The organism is Gordonia lacunae (assembly GCF_002149015.1).
Lineage (GTDB): Bacteria > Actinomycetota > Actinomycetes > Mycobacteriales > Mycobacteriaceae > Gordonia > Gordonia lacunae.
The window spans coordinates 19,261-34,087 of sequence record NZ_NGFO01000003.1; the positions used below are offsets into that span (position 1 = coordinate 19,261).

General features: G+C 69.5%; 12 protein-coding genes. 9 read left to right on the forward strand and 3 right to left on the reverse strand.

Going from position 1 to position 14,827, the window contains the following annotated elements:
• Positions 1-23 precede the first annotated feature (23 nt).
• From CA982_RS03265 to CA982_RS03275, 3 genes are read right to left on the reverse strand one after another with little or no spacing between them, the layout of a single operon-like run.
• Positions 24-1,025 (reverse strand): D-2-hydroxyacid dehydrogenase, encoded by a 1,002-nt coding sequence (locus CA982_RS03265; RefSeq protein ID WP_086533927.1) that lies wholly within the window; start codon positions 1,023-1,025, stop codon positions 24-26.
• Positions 1,022-1,699: a YoaK family protein gene (locus tag CA982_RS03270; protein ID WP_086533928.1), complete on the reverse strand. Its 678-nt coding sequence runs from the start codon at positions 1,697-1,699 to the stop codon at positions 1,022-1,024. The genes CA982_RS03265 and CA982_RS03270 overlap by 4 nt, the downstream gene beginning before the upstream one ends.
• 1 nt (position 1,700) lies before the next feature.
• Positions 1,701-2,687: an Lrp/AsnC family transcriptional regulator gene (locus tag CA982_RS03275; protein WP_086533929.1), complete on the reverse strand. Its 987-nt coding sequence runs from the start codon at positions 2,685-2,687 to the stop codon at positions 1,701-1,703.
• 134 nt (positions 2,688-2,821) lie between these two features.
• Between CA982_RS03275 and CA982_RS03280 the strand changes: the two genes are divergently transcribed.
• From CA982_RS03280 to CA982_RS03320, 9 genes are all read left to right on the forward strand, one after another.
• The gene (locus CA982_RS03280; RefSeq protein ID WP_086533930.1) at positions 2,822-3,940 is read left to right on the forward strand and encodes an NAD/NADP-dependent octopine/nopaline dehydrogenase family protein; all 1,119 of its coding nucleotides are present in this window, start codon (positions 2,822-2,824) and stop codon (positions 3,938-3,940) included.
• A complete protein-coding gene (locus tag CA982_RS03285; RefSeq protein WP_086533931.1) occupies positions 3,937-4,926 on the forward strand; it encodes a 3-hydroxybutyryl-CoA dehydrogenase in 990 nt (329 codons plus the stop codon). Before CA982_RS03280 ends, CA982_RS03285 begins: the two co-directional genes overlap by 4 nt.
• 201 nt (positions 4,927-5,127) lie before the next feature.
• Positions 5,128-6,489 (forward strand): MFS transporter, encoded by a 1,362-nt coding sequence (locus CA982_RS03290; protein ID WP_086533932.1) that lies wholly within the window; start codon positions 5,128-5,130, stop codon positions 6,487-6,489.
• Between the two features lie 74 nt (positions 6,490-6,563).
• The gene (locus CA982_RS03295) at positions 6,564-7,169 is read left to right on the forward strand and encodes a DJ-1/PfpI family protein (protein WP_086533933.1); all 606 of its coding nucleotides are present in this window, start codon (positions 6,564-6,566) and stop codon (positions 7,167-7,169) included.
• Positions 7,166-7,612, forward strand: a complete 447-nt coding sequence (locus CA982_RS03300) for a MarR family winged helix-turn-helix transcriptional regulator (RefSeq protein ID WP_064569949.1) — start codon at positions 7,166-7,168, stop codon at positions 7,610-7,612. Before CA982_RS03295 ends, CA982_RS03300 begins: the two co-directional genes overlap by 4 nt.
• 45 nt (positions 7,613-7,657) lie before the next feature.
• Positions 7,658-8,971, forward strand: coding sequence for an aspartate aminotransferase family protein (locus CA982_RS03305; RefSeq protein WP_086533934.1), 1,314 nt, complete (start codon positions 7,658-7,660; stop codon positions 8,969-8,971).
• 14 nt (positions 8,972-8,985) lie between these two features.
• Positions 8,986-12,039, forward strand: a complete 3,054-nt coding sequence (locus tag CA982_RS03310) for an FAD-binding and (Fe-S)-binding domain-containing protein (protein ID WP_086533935.1) — start codon at positions 8,986-8,988, stop codon at positions 12,037-12,039.
• Positions 12,036-13,568, forward strand: a complete 1,533-nt coding sequence (locus tag CA982_RS03315) for an NAD-dependent succinate-semialdehyde dehydrogenase (RefSeq protein ID WP_086533936.1) — start codon at positions 12,036-12,038, stop codon at positions 13,566-13,568. The genes CA982_RS03310 and CA982_RS03315 overlap by 4 nt, the downstream gene beginning before the upstream one ends.
• Positions 13,569-13,614: 46 nt before the next feature.
• On the forward strand, positions 13,615-14,808 hold the full coding sequence (locus CA982_RS03320) for a M24 family metallopeptidase (RefSeq protein ID WP_086533937.1): 1,194 nt from the start codon (positions 13,615-13,617) through the stop codon (positions 14,806-14,808).
• The last annotated feature ends 19 nt before the right edge of the window (positions 14,809-14,827 follow it).

Sequence of the window (14,827 nt, forward strand, 5' to 3'; positions counted from 1 at the left end):
CTATCGGCGGGCCTGCGGTGAGGTCATCCGCCTACCCGGATGTACCCGCGTTCCTTGTCGACGACGTTGACCAGCACGTCGGCCGGCCTCTCGGCCCCCGCCGCGACGTAGCGCCGGAGGTTGTCGAGGACCTGCTCGGCCAGCGCCTCGCGCCACCCGACGGCGTCCCCGCTCATGTGCGCCGAGATCGCGACCCCGGGCAGGTCCCACAGTTCGCTGTCGGCGGGCATCGGCTCGGTGACGAAGACGTCGAGTGTGGCCGCACCCAGGTGTCCGGATCGGAGCGACTGCACCAGGGCCGGCTCGTCGACGAGCTCGCCGCGTCCGACGTTGACCAGATGTGCGCCGGGCTTCATCGCCGCCAGCACCGTCGCGTCGATCATCCCGGAGGTCTGCTCGGTCAGCGGCGCGATCGCGACGACGGTGTCGAAGTCACCCACGTGCGCGGCGAGGTCGTCGGTGGCGACGACGTGACCGAAGTCCGGGTCCGAGGCGCGCTCGGTCCGGCCCGCTCCCACCACCCGGACACCCACGGCGCGTAGGAGTTTCGCGGTTGCGCGGCCGATCCCACCGGTACCGATGACGAGCGCGGAGGTGCGGTGCGTCGCCACGGTCTCGCGGTGCCGCCACTCATGCTCGCGCTGCAACGCCATCGACTCGTGTAAACCCTTGTGCCGCGCGAGGACAGCGGCGAGGACGAATTCCGCGATCGGCCGGTCGAAGACGCCGTGTGCGTTGGTCACCACCACGTCGGAGGCCCGCAACTCGTCGAAGAGCAACGAGTCGACTCCGGCCGCACACACGTGCACCCAGCGCAACGACGCCGTCGCCTCACCCCAGTGGTCGGCGAGCCCGCGGGAGAAGAAATCCCACAACACGAGAACGTCCGCACCCGGCAGGGCGGAGCCGAGATCGTCAGCCGTGCAGAGTCGTACCGTCGCGAGCTCCTCGATCTCGGCGAGGTTCCCCGGCGGGGGATCGTCGGGTGAGATCAGCAGGGCGACCACGGGCGCGTGCGGGCTCATGACCCCACCGTAGGTGACGGGTCACCGCGTTCGTCGATCACGAAGAGCAGCAGCGTCACCGCGAGGAAACCGGCCGGCACCCACGCGGCGCGACCACCCAGCAGTTGGGTGCAGACCGCCCCGACGAGCGCGCCGCCCGCGAACGCCCCCACCAGGCGGCCGTAGACCGCGAGGGCCGTGCGCGCATCCGGCGTCCGGTCGACGGTCACGCCGTAGCCGGCCTCGACGAGCCGCATGAGATTCCCCGTCGTGGCCACCGCGATGTAGTTGAGATCGCCGATGTTGCGGAACAACTCGATCTGCATGGCCGTGATGAACGAGATGGGGATGGTGACGAACGAATGCGGCACGGAGGTGGGCACGAAGCCGATCACCACGAGGATCAGCACCTGCAGTGCCATCGTCACCCGGATCGGATAGACGAGCAGGCGGTCGAACCGGCCGGCCTTCACGTGGACCGCGAGCACGACACCGACGAGGAAGGCCAGGATCGGCCACAGATGACCGGTCGCCTGATACCAGTGCCGCTCGGACAGATTCAGCGCGAGGAGGATGACGTTTCCGGTCTGGGCGTTGGCGAACACCCCGCCCCGGGACAGATACGTGTAGCTGTCGAGGAAGCCGCAGGCCGCGGTGATCAGCAGGGCGAAGCGCAGCGAGGTCGACGTGGTCATCTCACAGCACCACCGGAACCGAGCCCGTGCGACAGCCCGACCGGTCCAGCAGTGAGCCGAGGCGCTTCGGGGTCTCCAGGGTGACCGACCGGTCGGCGACGACGAGCCCCGGCACCCGGCTCTCGAGCTGCTGCTCGAACTCGGACAGTTCGCCGATGGTGTGCAGCCAGACCGCCATCAGGATGTTCGCGGTGCCGGTGACCTCGCAGCAGACACGGACCTGGGGCAGTTCGTCGAGCGCGTCGACGAGCGCCGAGATCGACCTCGACGACGCCCGCGCCCACACGTTCGCCGTGACGGGCCATCCACTGATGACATGGGCCACCTCGCATCTGATCGACAGGACGCGTTCGGCGACGAGTGCGGTCAGCCGGCGCCGGACGGTCGGTGCGCTCAGACCACTCGCGGTCGCCAGATCGACCGCCGAGCGTCGACCGTCCTCGGCCAGGGCGGCGATGAGTCGCAGATCCATCTCGTCGGGTTCGTGTGCCAGTGGGCGGTGCTCGGGCCGGTGCTCGACGAGTACCGACTCGTCCGCGTCGGAGAGTGTGTGCACCCGCCAGCGTTCGCTCTCGCCGAAGACCCGCATCACCACTCGGGTCCGGGTCCGGGCGACGCCCTCGGTCTCGGCGAGGCACTGCACCCAGTCGCCGAGAAAGCCGAGGTCGGGCACCATCACGGTCAGCAGCAGGTCGCCGTCGCCCGCGGTGCGCTGGATCGTGGCCACATGCCGGTCCCCCGCGAGCCGCTCGACGAGGGCCTCGCGGTGCGACGACGCCTGGACCTCGACGAAGGCGCTGCAGCGGGTGTTCAGATAGGCGGCCCCGGGATAGGTCACGATCCAGGCGAGACCGCTGTCGACCAGCCGTTCCCACCGGCGGGCCGCGGTCGCCGGGCTCACGCCCACGACGTCGCCGACGACGCCCCACGGCGCCCTCGGCGCGACCTGCAGAGCGTGAACGATCTGATAATCGAGGTCGTCCGGCACGCAACAATCCTGCATCACGCGGTGAACTTTTTTCGGTTTCGGCAGACGCCGGGACAGTCCGCGGCAGCGCTCCTACGTTTCCTCCCAACACCCCAGAGGCCGCGCGGGCGGCCCGAGATCGAGGAGGACGTTTCGTGAAGGTCTGCGTCATCGGCGGAGGTCACGGCTCTTACGCGGCTGCGGCCGAGCTCAGCGAGAAGGGCCACCATGTCACCTGGTGGCGACGGGATTCCGCGGCGTTCTCGTCGCTGGTCGAGCGCGGTGCGCTCGAGATCGACGATCACCGCGGCCGCCGGCAGATCGATGTCGACGGCGTCGACAGCGGAACGGGCGGTGGCATCTCGATCGTCGCCGACCTCGCCGAGGCGGTGTCCAACGCCGAGGTCATCGTCGCACCGGTCCCCGCCTTCGCCCACGAGTCGCTGGCTCGGCAGCTCGCCCCGCATCTGCGCGACGGTCAGGTCGTCTACCTCCCGCCGGGCAGCTTCGGGTCGGTCGTCTTCGCGCAGGCGGTACGCGCCGCGGGCAACCCCGCCGACGTCGCGTTCGCCGAGACCGGGACCCTGCCCTACCTCGCGCGCAAACACGGCGACACCCGCGTCGTGGTCAGCGGATACGCCACGCGTCTACCCACGGGCGTCTTCCCGGCGCGGCACACCGACCGGGCGCTGGCGGTCCTCGGCGAGGTCTACCCGGCCGTCGAACGCGTCGAGGACGCCCTCAGTGGCGCGCTGATGAACGCCGGCCCGATCATCCACCCGCCGCTCATTCTCATGAATGCCGGTCCGCTGGAGCACTTTCCGTCGTGGGACATCCACAACGAGGGCACCCAGGACTCCATCCGCCGGGTCACCTCCGCACTCGACGCCGAGCGCATCGCGGTCCGCGAGGCGCTCGGCTACGGCGCACCGCACTTCCCGCTCGCCGACCATTACACCGCCGACGGCGACGAGTGGATGTACGGCAACGCCGCCCACGAGAAGCTCACCGACAGCGGCGACTGGCGCGAGAACATCGACCTGCACACCCACCGCTACATGGTCGAGGACGTCGAGATCGGGCTGGCGCTGCTGAGCTCGGTGGGGCGGTGGGCGGCGGTGCCGACTCCGGTGGCCGACGGTCTGCTCGCCCTCGCCGGCGCGGTCACCGGCCGGCCGGCCGCGACCGGCGGGCGGACCCTGGAGAACCTGGGACTGGCCGGGCTCGACCCGTCCGGGATGCGGGCACTGCTCCACGACGGGCCGGCGCAGTGACGGCCCGTCAGGTCGCCGTTGTCGGCGCCGGCCGGATGGGCCAGGGCATCGCCGCGGCGCTGGCCTTCGGGAATGTCCCGGTGGCCGTCGTCGACCTCCGCGATCGCGGCGCCGACGCCGCGGCCTATCTCGAGGGTGTCCGTGCGTCGATCCGACAGGCGCTGGCGCACAAGGTCACACTCGGCCTGCTGACGGTCGAGGACCTCGACGGTGTCACCGCTCTGGTGACGGTCGTCGGCGAGGTCGACGCCCTCACCCCGATGGCCGCGGCGGATCTCGTCTTCGAAGCCGTGCCGGAGGTCGCGGAGGTCAAGCGCGAGGCGCTCGCGTGGATCGAGGCCATGGTCGGCGACACCGTCCCCATCGCGTCGACCACGTCGAGTTTCCTCGTCGACGAACTCGCCGGGGCGTTGTCGGCGCCGGCGCGTTTCCTGAACGCGCACTGGCTCAATCCGGCCGATCTCATGCCGCTCGTCGAGGTGGCGTCCGGCACGGCGACCAGTCCCGGGGCCGTGGACACCACCCGCGAGCTGCTGCTCGCGGTCGGCAAGGTGCCCGTGGTGTGCGCCGCGTCGCCCGGGTACATCGTGCCCCGGCTTCAGGCGCTGGTGATGAACGAGGCCGCACGCATGGTGGCCGAGGGCGTGGCCAGCGCCGAGGACATCGACACCGCGGTCCGCATCGGATTCGGCTCGCGCTTCGCGGTTCTCGGCCTGCTCGAGTTCATCGACTGGGGCGGGTGCGACACCCTCTTCCACGCGTCGAACTACCTGAGCCGCGAACTCGGCGAGAGGTTCGCACCCGCACCTCTGGTCGAGGCGAACATGACGTCCGGTCGCCGTGGGATCTCCGACGGCGCAGGCTTTTACGACTTCGACCCGGCGACCGTCGCCGACTATCGGGCACAGCGCATCGCCGATTTCGCCCGGGTGCTCGACGCGGTCGGACGTCTCGCCCGCCATGAGGAGTTCAGCACGGCCGACTGACGTCTCGGGCGACGACCAACCCGCCACCGGGCCGGCCCGGTGGCGCGGTGAAGCGTGCCCGAACCTGGCCAATAGCTCGGCGCTGTAAAGCTTTTCCCGATTCCCCGCGTCGCGCGGGTTCGACACAATCGACCCATCCACGAGTACAGCCAACGAACGCCGGCCTCGACGGTCCGTTCGCCCACCGATGAGGAGTGATCCGTGGTAACTCTCGACAATTCTGCACCGCCCGACCCGTCGGCACCGAGCACCGCCGCGCCCCGGCGGGAGCGAACCACTCGCGTCGCCGTCGCATCCGGCGTCGGCACGATCATGGAGTTCTACGACTTCGCGATCTACGGCACCGCGACGGCGCTGGTCTTCAACAAGATCTTCTTCAACGTCGACGATCCCTGGTTCGGCACCTTCCTCGGATTCGCGACCTTCGCGGTCGGCTTCGTGATGGCGCCGATCGGCGCCCTGATCTTCGGACACTTCGGGGACAAGTTCGGCCGGCGCAAGGCGCTGACCGCGGCCTTCCTGCTCATGGGCGGGTCGACCCTGGCGATGGGCGTCCTCCCCGACTACCAGGCCATCGGGATCGTGGCGCCGATCATCCTGGTCTTCCTCCGCATGGTGCACGGTATCTCGCGAGGCGGTGAGATCGGCGGCGCCGCCCTGCTCGCCGCCGAACACGCGCCGACGCACCGGCGTGGTCTGTACGGCTGCTTCGTCACCCTCGGCTCGCCGGTCGGCGGCATCCTGGCCAATCTGTCCTTCGCGCTCGTGCTGCTGATGCCGATGGAGCAGGTCCTGGCCTGGGGCTGGCGCATCCCGTTCCTCATCGGCGGAGTCGTGCTGGCGATCGGGGTGTGGACGCGGTCCAGGGTGAGCGAGACACCGGACTTCGTCCAGTCCAAGCAGGCCGAGGAGAGTTCGCCGCCGGCTTTTGCCGTGCTCCGGCAGAACTGGCGTCGTGTCGCCCTGGCCGCCGGGATCAACGTCGGGCAGAACTGCTATGCCTTCCTGTTGTTCACCTTCATGCTGTCCTTCTTGACCGAGACCGATCCGGGACGCGGCTTCGAGCGGTCGCCGGTGGTCCTCGGCAGCACGCTGGCGCTCGCCTGTCACGCCGCGACCGTGGTGCTCGGCAGTTATCTGTCCGACCGGCTGGGCCGCAAGACGGTGATCGGATTCGGGATGATCACCTCGCTGCTGTTCGCGCCGGCCCTGTTCTGGGTCACCGCATCCGGGTCGCTGGCCGCCTGCATCACGGTCATCTCGATCGGCTTCGCCCTGACCGGCTTCGTCTACGGTCCGATGCTCACGACCTTCGCGGAGCTGTTCCCGATCACCCAGCGCTACAGCGGCATCGGGATCGGTTTCCAGGTCGGCGCGGTGCTGGGCGGCGGGCTGGCCCCGATGATCGCGAACCGGATCGTCAGCGCCACCGGCAGCGTGATCCCCGTCGGGATCTACGCGGCGGTCCTGATGGCGATCAGCCTCTGCTGCCTGATGGTCATCCGGGAGACCGCCCCGGCCCTCGCCGGGCGGCCGTCGCTCGGGCAGCGCCTGCGCGGCTGACACCCCCTCGGGCCATTGACAGCATCCTGTCATGAATGACAGGATGCTGTCATTGTCGTCATCGAGGAGGAATCATGCGAACCGTGCATCTCGCGCTGTATCCGACGCTCGCGGACTGGGAGTTCGGCTACGTCGCAGCGGGCATCAACAACCCCGACTACCAGGCCGAACCCGGATCGTTCCGGATCGTGACCGTCGGCGCGTCCGCCGACCCGATCCGCACGATCGGCGGGGTCACCATGGTGCCCGACACCACGCTCGACGCCATCCGGCCCGAGGACAGCGCGATGCTGGTGCTGCCCGGCGCCCAGATCTGGGAGTCCAACGACGACTTCGTCGACGCCGCCCGGCGTTGGACGGACGCCGGGACGCCGGTCGCCGGGATCTGCGGCGCGACGATGGGACTCGCGCGCGCCGGACTGCTCGACGACCGCCGCCACACCAGCAACGCCCCCGAGCAGCTCGCACCCACGGGCTATGCGGGCGCGGCGCAGTACGTCGACGCTCCCGCCGTCGCCGATCGCGGGGTGATCACCGCCGCGGCGATCGCACCCGTCGACTTCGCACGTGAGGTCTTCGCACTGCTCGGCCTCTACACACCGCCGGTTCTCGACGCCTGGTACCGGCTCTACGGACACCAGGACCCCAGCGGCTTCTACGCCCTGGCCGGCAAGCGGTGAGAGATCATCAGGACCTCCTGTCGGCCTCCGCACTGACGGCCTTTCGCCTCAACGGCCAGTTCCTCGCCCTCGCCGAACGCCTCGCCGCACCCGCCGAGCTGACCGCCACGCGATGGCAGGTGCTCGGCGCGGTCCTCGACGAGCCGCTGCCGGTGGCGGGGATCGCACGGGCGATGGGCATCACGCGGCAGAGCGTGCAGCGCACCGCCGACCTCCTCGTCGCCGACGGACTGGCCGAATACCGGGACAATCCGGCTCACCGCCGGGCCAAACTCGTCGCTCCCACGGCAGCGGGACTCGCCGCCGTGCGGGCCATCAACCCCGGGCACCGGGAAGCGGCCGATCGCCTGGCGACCGTTCTCGACCCCGCGCGATGGGAACAGGCCCTGCACGCACTGCGAGACCTCAGCGCCGCTCTCGACACACTCGATGGCCAGCACTGATGTCCAATTGTTGACAATCGTACGATCGAGCGTCACCGTGTACCCATGACCGCCAGTGTTGACTCCCCGATCCGCTCCAGCCAGACCGCGTCGCTGAGTCCGGCGCTGAAGCAGGCGACCCCCGTTGTGGTCGACACCGCGGCGGGTTCGTGGATCCGGGGCACCGACGGTCGCGACTACCTCGACTTCACCACCGGCATCGGCGTGACCAGCACCGGCCACTGCCATCCGCACGTCGTCGCCGCCGCGCAGGCACAGTGCGCCAAGGTCATCCACGCGCAGTACACCACCGTGATGCACACCCCGCTCCTCGAGCTCACCGCGCGCCTCGGAGCGGTACTGCCCGCCGGGCTCGACTCGGTCTTCTACGCCAACTCCGGTTCCGAAGCCGTCGAAGCCGCCGTCCGCCTGGCGCGGATGGCCACCGCGAAACCCAACATCATCGTCTTCCAGGGCGGTTTCCACGGCCGCACCGTCGCGGCGGCCAGCCTGACCACCGCCGGGACGCGTTTCTCCGCGGGCTTCTCGCCCCTGATGAGCGGCGTGCACATGGCGCCGTTCCCGTACGCCTACCGCTACGGCTGGGACACCGACACCGCCGTCGATTTCGCACTGCGCGAGCTCGACTATCTGCTGCAGTCGCGGGTCGCACCCAATGACACGGCCGCCTTCCTCATCGAGCCGGTTCTCGGCGACGGCGGATACCTGCCGACCCCGCCGCGCTTCCTCCAGGGCCTGCGGGAGCGCGCCGACCGCCACGGCATCCTCCTCGTCCTCGACGAGGTGCAGGCGGGATTCGGTCGCACCGGCAAGTTCTGGGGTCACCAGCACGCGGCGGGCCTGACCCCCGACATCCTGATCACCGCCAAGGGCCTGGCGTCGGGATTCCCGATCTCGGCGATCGCGGCACCGACGGAGTTGATGAGCAAGGCCTGGCCGGGGTCGCAGGGCGGCACATACGGCGGCAACGCCGTCGCGGCGGCCGCCGCGATCGCCACGCTCGACGTGATCGAGTCCGAGGGTCTCGTCGAGAACGCCCGCGTACGTGGTGAGCAGTTGCTCGCCGGCCTGCGCCAGGTGTGCGCGAGCTTCCCCGGCGTCGGGGACGTCCGCGGCCTGGGACTGATGGCCGGCATCGAGTTCATCACCACCGATGCCGCCGGGAACACCGCTCCCGACGCGGCGGCCGCGCTGGCCGTGCAGCAGGCCACCACTGCCCAGGGGTTGCTGTCGCTCACGTGCGGTCCGGCCGCCAACGTCGTACGACTCATTCCCGCCCTCGTGGTGACGGCCGAGGAGATCGACCTCGGTGTCGCCCGGTTCGGGGCCGCGCTCGCCGCGGCGCTCGGCCAGAACTGACAGCCCGGTCACCGATGCCACGGGTGGACATCGCCGCCGAACTCGCCGAACTCGGTGTCGATGCGGACTCCTCGACACGTCGCCTCGCCGAATACTCCTACGACGCCTCCAATTACCGCGTCTCCCCGCTGGCCGTCACCTTCCCGCGCACCGCGCGAGAGGTCGCGACGGTGGTCAGGTGGTGTCATGAGCACCGGATCCCGGTGATCCCCCGCGGGGGCGGGACCTCCATGGGCGGCAACGCGATCGGACCCGGCGTCGTGATCGACCTGTCCCGGCATCTCGACCGGGTCCTGTCCGTCGACGCCGGATCCGCGACCGCGGTCGCGGGTGCGGGCATCGTCCTGACGACCCTCGCCGCCGACGCACGAGCCACCACCGGCGGCGCGCTCACGTTCGCGCCGGACCCGTCGTCGGCGTCGCGCGCGACCCTGGGCGGCGCGATCGGCAACGACGCCTGCGGCAATCACTCGGTCCGTCACGGCCGCACCAGCGATCACATCGTCGAACTCCATCTCGTCACGGCGCAGGGACTGCTGCTCACCGCAACCCGCGACGGCCTGCGGGCCACCGATCCCGCCGATGCCGCGGCAGCGGCGCGGGCGGCCGAGATCAGCGATTCGCTACGGGAGCTGACCGCTGCGAACCTGGCGATCCTGCGCACCCAGCTCGAGACCATCCCGAGGCAGGTCTCCGGATATCATCTCGCGAAGCTGCTGCCGGAGAACGGTTTCGATGTGGCCCGAACACTCGTCGGCAGCGAGGGAACCTGCGCGCTCGTCGTGTCCGCGACCGTGATGCTCGTGCCGGTCCCGACTTCACAACTCCTGCTGTGTGTGGGCTATCGCTCCCCCGCCGACGCCGCCCGGGACGTCCCGGCGATCCTCCCGTTCGCCCCGTCGGCCATCGAGGGCATCGACCGCAAGATCGTCGCCACGATGGCGGCGCGACGTGGGCGCGAGTCCGTCGCCGGCCTGCCCGACGGATCCGCATGGCTGTTCATCGATCTCGACGACCACAGCGCCGCCGAGCACTCGGAAGCCGACGTGCCCGCAACCGCCAAACGCCTTCTGGACCACCTGCGGGCGCAGGGACGGATGATCGACGCCACGGTGGTCGACGACCCTGCTCGACGCCGGGCGCTGTGGCGGGTCCGCGAAGACGGCGCGGGCCTGTCGTCGCGCCTCGCCGATCCCGACGACGAGAGCATCGGCGACGGTTACGAATCCTGGCCGGGCTGGGAGGACGCCGCCGTCGCACCCGAGCGACTCGCCGACTACCTCGACGACTTCGCCGACCTGCTCGATCGGCACGGCCTCACCGGGGTCATGTACGGGCACTTCGGCGCCGGATGCATGCACGTCCGCATCACGTTCGACCTGCGCTCCCCCGAGGGGCGGGCGGTGATGGCGCGCTTCTGCACCGAGGCCGCCGAACTCGTGGTGCGCCACGGCGGTTCGCTGTCCGGCGAGCACGGCGACGGGCGGGCCCGGTCGGCACTCCTGCCCATCATGTACACCCCGGCGATGATGTCGGCCTTCGCCCGGTTCAAGTCGATCTGGGACCCGCGCGGAATCCTCAACCCGGGCAGCATCATCGACGCGCCCCCGATCACCGCCGACCTCGCGCTCGCCGAGGTGCCGCGGCGCACCTGGCCCACCGCCTTCACGCTCGGACACGAACTCCCGCTCGTCGACCCGTTCGTGCACGCCGTGCAGGGGTGCATCGGTGTCGGGCGGTGCCGCGCGGACTCCGGCGGAGTGATGTGCCCGAGCTACAAAGCCACTCGTGACGAGAAGGACTCCACCCGCGGGCGCGCCCGCGTGCTGCAGGACATGGTCCGCACCGCGCCGAGTGTCGACGAGGGCTGGCGGTCGACCGATGTCGCCGAAGCGCTGGAGCTGTGCCTGTCGTGCAAGGCGTGTTCCACCGACTGCCCGACCGGCGTCGACATGGCCACCTACAAGTCGGAGTTCCTCGATCATCACTATCGGCGCCGGCTCCGTCCGCTGTCGCACTACTCCCTCGGGTGGATGCCTGCGTGGCTCTCGGCAGCGGGGCTCGCGGCGCCCGTCCTCAACCGCGCACTGCGATCCCGGCTCAGCGGTCTCGCCGCGCGCGCCGGCGGACTCGACCCCCGGCGCACGATGCCCGCGTTCGCCACCCGGCAGGCGCGGCGCACCCACCTCGCAGCGCTCTCCCCGGTCGACGAGAGTTCCACGGTCGTGTTGTTCGTCGACTCCTTCACCCGCGCCTTCCGGCCGCACGTCGCCACCGCGGTCGCCGAGATCCTCGGTGCTGCCCACCCCGTCGACTGTGCATCGAATCCCGTCGACCGTGCACCCGATCCCGCCGACCGTGCACCCGATCCCGTCGACCGTGCACCCGATCCCGTCGACCGTGCACCCGATTCCGTCGGCTGTGCGGCCGACAACTGTTGCGGTCTCACCTGGATCTCGACGGGACAGCTCGACCGTGCCCGAAAGGTACTGCGTCGCACCGTCGCCGACCTCGACGACGGGACGGACCGGCCGATCGTGGTGGTCGAACCCAGTTGCGCCGCGGCGCTGGCGAAGGATCTGCCCGAACTCGTCCCGACCGGCGCCGCGCGCCGCGTCGCCGCACGGGTGCGGAGTTTCGCCGCCCACGTACCCGCACTGCTCGACACGGGTTGGCGACCGCCGCCCCTGCCCGACGAGGTCACGTTGCAGACCCACTGCCACGAGTACGCGGTGTTCGGCGCCCGGGTCGGCATCGCCGCCCTCGAGGCACTCGGGGTCACCGTGCACACCGCAGACGGATGCTGCGGTGTCGCAGGCAACTTCGGCTTCGAGAAAGGGCACTACGAGGTCAGCATGGCCGTCGCCGAGAACGGTCTGGCTCCGGCGCTGCGGAACGCCCCCGAACGGCCGGTCGTCACCGACGGTTTCAGCTGCGCGATGGCCGTCGAACACCTCGCGACCGTGGACGACGGCCTCTCCCCCGGTCACGTCCGCGGAGTCCACCTCGCCGAACTGCTCACGTCAGCACCCGACCCAGCGACCGATTCCCGAGGAGTACGACCATGACGGCCCCCGCCCCAGCTACCCCGCACATCGCCGGTCCCCACTCAGGCCCCGACGCCGTGTCACGCGTCCGCACCGATCTCTTCATCGACGGCACATGGACCCCGGCCGCGTCGGGCGAGCGATTCGAGGTGGTCAACCCGGCCACCGGCGAGGTACTCGCCCGAGTCGCCGACGCCGACGCCACCGACGCCCGGCGCGCGCTCGAGATCGCGGCAGCGCACCAGGGCGACTGGGCGGCGACCTCACCGCGGTACCGCAGCGAGATCCTCTATCGCGCAAACCAATTGATCATGGCTCGCGTGGACGAGATCGCCGCGGTGATGACCGCCGAGATGGGTAAGCCACTTGCCGAGGCCAAGGGTGAGGTCGCCTACGGCGCCGAGTTCTTCCGGTGGTTCGCCGAGGAGGCGGTCCGCATCGGTGGCGACTCCACCACCACCGGCGATGGATCGCACCGGATCGTGGTGACCAGGCAGCCCGTGGGCCCGTGCATCCTCATCACGCCGTGGAACTTCCCACTGGCCATGGGGACCCGCAAGATCGGCCCTGCGGTCGCGGCGGGCTGCACCATGGTTCTCAAACCTGCCGAACTGACCCCACTCACCACTCTGCTGCTCGCCGAGATCCTCGTCGAGGCGGGTTTGCCGCCCGGGGTGCTGAACGTCGTCACCACCAGCGACCCGTCGACCGTCGTCACCGAGTGGATGGAAAGCGGACTCGCCCGCAAGATCAGCTTCACCGGGTCGACCGAGGTGGGGAAACTCCTCCTGCGCCAGGCGGCGGGGACGGTCATGCGAACGTCGATGGAACTGGGCGGCAACGCGCCGTTCATCGTGTGCGCCGACGCGGACGTCTCCCGAGCCGTCGACGGACTGATGTTCGCCAAGATGCGGAACATCGGCCAGGCCTGCACGGCGGCCAATCGAGTTTTCGTGCATCGCAGCGTGATCGACGAGTTCACCGACGCCTTCGCCGCGAAGATGAGCGCCCTGCGGGTGGGTGATGGTGCCGCCGAGGGTGTCCAGGTCGGCCCCCTCGTCGAATCGAAAGCCGTCGAGAAGGTCTCGGCACTGGTGTCCGACGCCGTGGCAAAGGGCGCCAGAGTCGTCTGCGGGGGCGAGAACCCCGACGGCCCGGGCTTCTTCTATCCGCCGACCGTACTGACCGGCGTCGGGCTCGACGCGGATCTCACGCGCACCGAGATCTTCGGACCCGTCGCCGCGATCATTCCGTTCGGCACTGCCGACGAGCCGGACGATCCCGCGGCCGACGACGAGGTCCTCGCGCTGGCCAACGACACCCCCTGGGGGTTGGTCGGCTACCTGTTCAGCCAGGATGTCGATCGCTGCGCCAGACTGTCGGCTGCGCTGGAAACCGGTATGGTCGGGGTCAACACCGGCACCGTGTCCAATCCGGCAGCCCCGTTCGGGGGTGTCAAGGAATCCGGACTCGGCCGCGAAGGTGGACGCGTGGGCATCGAGGAATTCCTCGACATGAAGTACACCGCCACGCCCATTCCCCGTCGCTGACAAGAGTTTCCGGAACGAGTCCCGTTCAGACAGGAGCGCGAAGACCATGTACCTGGGTGCTCAGCTCTTCACCGACAGCGAGTACGAACAGCGCCTGACCCGAGTCCGCGAACTCATGGACCGACAGGGTCTGTCGGCGATCATCGTCACCGATCCGGCCAACATCTTCTACTTGATCGGTTACAACGCCTGGTCGTTCTACACCCCGCAGATGCTGTTCGTGCCGATCGACGGCGAGATGGTCTTCTACGCTCGCGAGATGGATGCGCATGGCGCACACCGGACGACATGGTTGCCCGCCGACCAGATCGTCGGCTATCCGGAGAGCTACGTGCACCGGCCGCACCTGCACCCGTTCGACTGGGTCGCCTGGTCGTTGCGCCAGCGACACCTCATCGCCCCGGCGTCCAACACCGGTTCGGTGGGCTTGGAGATGGACTCACACTTCTTCTCCCCCAAGGCCTACCGTGCGCTGTTCAACGCGATCCCGGAGTGGAAGCTCGTCGACAACTTCGAGCTGGTCAACTGGGTGCGCTCGGTCAAATCCGACGCCGAGGTGCAGCTGATGCGTCAGGCGGGGATGGTGTGCTCGACGGCGATGCGCGCCGCCATCGACACCATCGACATCGGTGTCCGGCAATGTGATGCCGCCGCCGCCATCTCGCAGGCACAGATCACCGGAACCCCGGAGTACGGCGGCGATTACCCGGCGATCGTGCCGATGATGCCCACCGGCGCCGCGGCCGACACCCCCCACCTCACCTGGCATCAGGGCACTTTCGTGGAAGACGAGGCGGTCGTCATCGAATTGACCGGTGCGCACAACCGATATCATTGCCCGCTCGCCCGGACGGTGTCGCTCGGCACCCCGAGCAAGGACCTCGACTACGTCGCCAAGGCGACCGCCGAGGGACTGAACAACGTGTTGGAGGCCATCAAACCGGGCGTGGCCACGCGCGAACTCGCTTCCACGTGGAACTGGACGCTCGCGAAGTACGGCCTCGAGAAGCCCTCGCGCCTCGGCTATTCGATCGGGATCGGCTATCCCCCCGACTGGGGTGAGCGCACCATCAGCATCCGCAGCGAGGACGAATCGGTGCTCGAGACCAACATGACCTTCCACATCGTCTGCGGAATGTGGATGGACAACTACGGTTTCGAGTTGTCCGAGTCGGTGCGCGTCAGCCCGACCGGCGTGGAGACGTTCACCGACTTCCCCCGCGAACTGATCCAGAAATAGCCACAGAGAGACGAGGTGA

What these genes read in the sequence shown, in the direction of transcription:
- CA982_RS03265 (WP_086533927.1), bottom strand. Translation starts at nt 1,025, where the DNA reads ATGAGCCCGCACGCGCCCGTGGTCGCCCTGCTGATCTCACCCGACGAT.
- CA982_RS03270 (WP_086533928.1), bottom strand. Translation starts at nt 1,699, where the DNA reads ATGACCACGTCGACCTCGCTGCGCTTCGCCCTGCTGATCACCGCGGCC.
- CA982_RS03295 (WP_086533933.1), top strand. Translation starts at nt 6,564, where the DNA reads ATGCGAACCGTGCATCTCGCGCTGTATCCGACGCTCGCGGACTGGGAG.
- CA982_RS03305 (WP_086533934.1), top strand. Translation starts at nt 7,658, where the DNA reads ATGACCGCCAGTGTTGACTCCCCGATCCGCTCCAGCCAGACCGCGTCG.
- CA982_RS03310 (WP_086533935.1), top strand. Translation starts at nt 8,986, where the DNA reads ATGCCACGGGTGGACATCGCCGCCGAACTCGCCGAACTCGGTGTCGAT.
- CA982_RS03315 (WP_086533936.1), top strand. Translation starts at nt 12,036, where the DNA reads ATGACGGCCCCCGCCCCAGCTACCCCGCACATCGCCGGTCCCCACTCA.
- CA982_RS03320 (WP_086533937.1), top strand. Translation starts at nt 13,615, where the DNA reads ATGTACCTGGGTGCTCAGCTCTTCACCGACAGCGAGTACGAACAGCGC.